The 4,184-nt window shown below is 62.2% G+C and carries 4 protein-coding genes; all 4 read left to right on the top strand.

All coding sequences use genetic code 11. From position 1 onward, the window contains the following. Nucleotides 1-247 precede the first annotated feature (247 nt). The 4 genes from GTW58_RS12785 to GTW58_RS12770 are packed head-to-tail and all read left to right on the top strand — an operon-like array spanning nt 248 to nt 3,632. Complete coding sequence (locus tag GTW58_RS12785) at nt 248-1,381, top strand: trans-sulfuration enzyme family protein (RefSeq protein ID WP_119933806.1); 1,134 nt, start codon at nt 248-250, stop codon at nt 1,379-1,381. Next, on the top strand, nt 1,362-2,234 hold the full coding sequence (locus GTW58_RS12780) for a transporter substrate-binding domain-containing protein (RefSeq protein ID WP_232818140.1): 873 nt from the start codon (nt 1,362-1,364) through the stop codon (nt 2,232-2,234). The genes GTW58_RS12785 and GTW58_RS12780 overlap by 20 nt, the downstream gene beginning before the upstream one ends. Continuing rightward, entirely contained in the window at nt 2,231-2,905 is a 675-nt protein-coding gene (locus GTW58_RS12775; RefSeq protein WP_047690330.1) for an amino acid ABC transporter permease, read from the top strand. The genes GTW58_RS12780 and GTW58_RS12775 overlap by 4 nt, the downstream gene beginning before the upstream one ends. Next, complete coding sequence (locus tag GTW58_RS12770; protein ID WP_119933804.1) at nt 2,898-3,632, top strand: amino acid ABC transporter ATP-binding protein; 735 nt, start codon at nt 2,898-2,900, stop codon at nt 3,630-3,632. The genes GTW58_RS12775 and GTW58_RS12770 overlap by 8 nt, the downstream gene beginning before the upstream one ends. Nucleotides 3,633-4,184 lie beyond the last annotated feature (552 nt).

Genomic DNA, 4,184 nt, shown 5'->3' with positions numbered 1-4,184 from the left:
GCTCTCTCCCGAAGCTCGTCGGGGTACTTCCTCGGTGCTGCCATGCTCCTCATCCTCCCGTGGATTCAGAGACTCCACCAGACCCGGGGCGATACACCTTCACGAGCCACCGGCTCCCAGCCAACTGAAACCGGGCGTCACAAAACCTATGTGCCGCGCCACAGTCTGCTGACCAACGGACTATTCATGTGGCCCGGGTTGGTTGTAGGGACAAGAATCAGGTCCCCACCACCAATCAGGAGCAACAGTGCCCGGCTTCAACACCCGCGTGATTCATGCGCTGCACGGCAACCATCTGGACGCCGTCGTGCCACCGATCCACACCGCATCCACCTTCCTGCAGCCCACCGAGGGCGGCGAGGGTGAGTTCGAGTACCAGCGCGGCTCCAACCCCACGCGCACGGACGCGGAGACCACGCTGGCTGCCCTGGAGGGCGCCGAGCACGCGTTCGCTTTCTCCACCGGCATGGCTGCCACGGCCTCCGTTCTGGGCCTGCTGGCCTCCGGTGATGAGGTCATCATGGGCCTGCCGGTGTACGGCGGTAACTACCGCTGGGCCAGCATTGAGCTGCCCAAGCGCGGGGTGACCACCACTTTTGTTCCGGATCTGAACCAACTCACGGATGAGCACTTCACGGACGCCGTCAAGATGGTGTTCCTGGAGACCCCCACCAACCCCACGCTGCGGGTGGCGGAGATCCGCCGCATCGCCGATCTGGCGCACTCCCACGGCGCCCTGGTGGTGGTGGACAACACCTTCCTGACCCCGTACCTGCAGCGACCCCTGGAGTTGGGGGCCGATCTGACCGTGCAGTCCGCCACTAAGTACCTGGGCGGCCACGGGGACCTGTTGGCCGGCGTGGTGGCCACCAACGACGACGACCTTGCCGCCACCGTGGCGCAGTCGCAGGTCATTCTGGGCGGAGTACTCTCCCCCATTGATTCCTACCGGCTGCTGCAGAACGTCAAAACTTTGGGTCTGCGCCTGGACCGCCAGCAGGAGAACACCCGGAAGATCGTGGCGGCCCTGCGTGAGCACCCGTCCGTGGCGCGTGTGGTGGAGCCGGGTTCCTTCAGTGACCAGGAAGCTCGGATCCAGTCCGAGCAGGCCACCGGCAACGGTGCCGTGTTCGCGTTTGAGCTGACCCAGGACAAGGACGTTCGAGCCTTCCTGGCCGAACTGAAAGTGTTCGGCTTTGCGGTGAGCCTGGGCGGCATCGAGTCCCTGATCTGCTTGCCGGCACACATGACTCACGGTGCCTACTCGGATGAGGACCGCGCCCTGGCCCAGATTCCGGAGAACCTGCTTCGCGTGGCCGTGGGCATCGAGGAAACTGAAGACCTGATTGAGGATCTGACTCATGCGATCGATGCAGCCTGACCGTCCTTCCGCCGCTCGGGCGCGCCTGAACTCCCCCGTGACTCGGCGTGCAGCGCTGGGTGGCTTGGGATTGGGTGGATTGTCCCTGGTGTTGGCAGCGTGCTCGGGTGGGGACGGATCGACGTCGTCGTCAGCGGTTCAGGGTGATGAACTGGAGAAGATCCGTGCGGCCGGGGAAATCCGGATTGGCATGGAGGGGACATTCCAGCCGTACGGTTACCACGATTCCACCGGTGAACTGGTGGGATTCGAAAAGGAAATCGCGGACCTGGTGGCAGCCGATCTAGGAGTTAAGCCGGTGTATGTGGAAACCCAGTGGGATTCGCTGATTGCAGGCGTTGACGTGGGCAGATATGACATTGTGATCAACAACATTGCACCCACGGACGCCCGCCGGGAGGTCTTTGACTTCTCCATCCCCTATGCCATCAGTGAGGGCAAAGTGGGGGTCTCCGGTGATTCCCCGTTGCAGTCCGTGGATGAAATCCCGGACCACTCGGCAGCACAGACGGAAACCTCCAACTTTGGCCAGGAAATGGCCAAGGCAGGAGCCAATCTTGTTCCCGTGACGGGCTTTGACGAGGCCATCATGCTGGTCTCCTTTGACCGTGTGGACATGACCGGCAATGACTACGTGACCTTTGAAGCGTTCTTCCAACAGCGCCCTGACGTTGACATCCGCCTGCTGAACGGCACCCTTGGGGACCCCGCTGAATCCGCAATCCTGATGGCCAAGGGGCAGGACAGCCTTAAGGCCGCCATTGACGAATCCCTCCGCACCCACATGGACAACGGCGATCTGGCGCGCATTTACCAGAAGTACGTTTCTCTTGACCTCACCCCGGAATCATGACTGAACTTTTCTCACTCTGGGCGGAGTCACTGCCCCAACTGCTGCTGGCCACCATCACGGTGACCATCCCGTTGAGCATCATTGCTTTCATCCTGGCGTTGGTGGTGGCTGTGTTGGCCACCACCATGCGAATGGGGCGGGTCAAACCGCTGCAGTGGATCTCCCGCTTTTACGTGTGGCTGTTCCGCGGCACGCCCATCCTGGTGCAGTTGTTCATCATTTTTTACGGGCTGCCCGCCATTGGGATCACGTTGTCCGCGTGGACCTCGGCCATCATTGCGTTCACGTTGAACACCGGCGCCTATGCCGCGGAAACGTTGCGTGCTTCCGTGCAGTCCATTCCGCGGGGGCAGATTGAGGCCGCCAAGACCTTGAACTACACCGGCTGGCAGATGCTGCGCCACGTGATTGCCCCGCAGGCTCTGCGCATTGCGCTGCCGCCGCTGGGCAATGACCTGATTGACCTGGTCAAGGGCACATCCTTGGTCATGGTGATCACCCTGGCTGACGTGTTCCAGGTGGGCCGCCAGATTGCTGCCACCACCTTCCAGCCGCTGGCCCTCTACATGGAGGTGGCCGCCATTTACCTGCTGCTGTTCACCATCTTGTCCGTGCTCCAGTCCCGCCTGGAGAAGGTCTCCAACCGTTACGTCAGGAGCACCAATGCTTGAGTTGAAGAACGTTTCCAAGGCTTACGGGGACAACACTGTTCTGAACAACGTGTCCCTGAACCTCCCGGACGGTCAGACCACCGTGATCTTGGGCCCTTCCGGTTCCGGCAAGTCCACGCTGCTGCGGTTCATGAACCTGCTGGAGGTTCCGGAGACCGGTGCCCTGACGGTCAACGGTGACTCCGTGACGTTTGGCCAGCGGCTCACCGATGCACAGATCCGCTCCGTTCGCCAGCACTCGGCCATGGTGTTCCAGGGCTACAACCTATTCCCAAACCAGACCGTGCTGGGCAACGTCAGCCTGCCGCCGGTCCTCAACGGCAAGATCTCCAAGGATGAGGCCCGTACCCGCGCACAGTCCTACCTGGACCGCGTGGGCATGGGCGACCGCCTGGAGGAGTACCCGGACAACCTCTCCGGTGGGCAGCAGCAACGTGTGGCCATCGCCCGCGCGTTGGCCGTTGAACCGGACTTCCTGCTGTTCGACGAACCCACTTCCGCCCTGGACCCCGAACTGGCTGCTGAGGTCACCCGCGTGATGGTGGACCTTGCCCAGGAAGGCCGCTCCCTGGTGGTGGTCACCCACAACATCGAGTTCGCCCGCACCGTGGCGCAGCGCGTGATCTTCCTTGCCGACGGCGGCATTGGTTTCGACGGCGCCCCGGAGGACTTCTTTGCCTCCGACTCCGAACGGATCCAGAGGTATCTGAGCACGTACGGGGGCTGATGGCGGGGCGGCCTATAGGGTGGGCTCATGAAGAGGGTTCACATTCACGAGGCGGAAGCGCGCCTATGTGAGCTCCTGGCCGAAGTTGAACGTTGAGAGTCCGTCTTGATCGCCAGGGGCTCGCGGACCATCGCGCGCCTGGTACCTGCCGAGTCCGATCGACGTGAGCTGGGCTTCAGTTCCTTCGTGATGCCGGCCAGCTTCTTCGACGATCTGCCTGACGATCAGTTGGCTGCATGGGATGGCGACTGAGCGGTTCAGCAGCTACCCCTCAGTTGTTGGTCAAGGGGCGCAAGGCAGGGTGCTGAAAGAGTGCTTCCGGACCGTGAGTTGCGGCTACGGCTGCCACCGCAGCGGTCGGTACAGGTGGCCCAATGAGCATCATGGGTTGACTGCCGTCGAACTCCAACACCAAGTTCCAATGAACGATGTCTGGATACATTGACGAGATCGCCCCGTACCAAAAGCGGCCCTTCCCAAATGAGTGTGGGTAAGGGCCCAAGCGGGGTGCGTGTCACGGGGGTCGGGTAGGGGTCGAGGCCTCCAGGATGG

It is taken from the genome of Kocuria subflava (assembly GCF_012163155.1).
In the GTDB taxonomy this organism is placed as follows: domain Bacteria; phylum Actinomycetota; class Actinomycetes; order Actinomycetales; family Micrococcaceae; genus Kocuria; species Kocuria subflava.
Note: the sequence above shows the minus strand (reverse complement) of the source record. Positions and strands in the feature narration are given on the sequence as shown.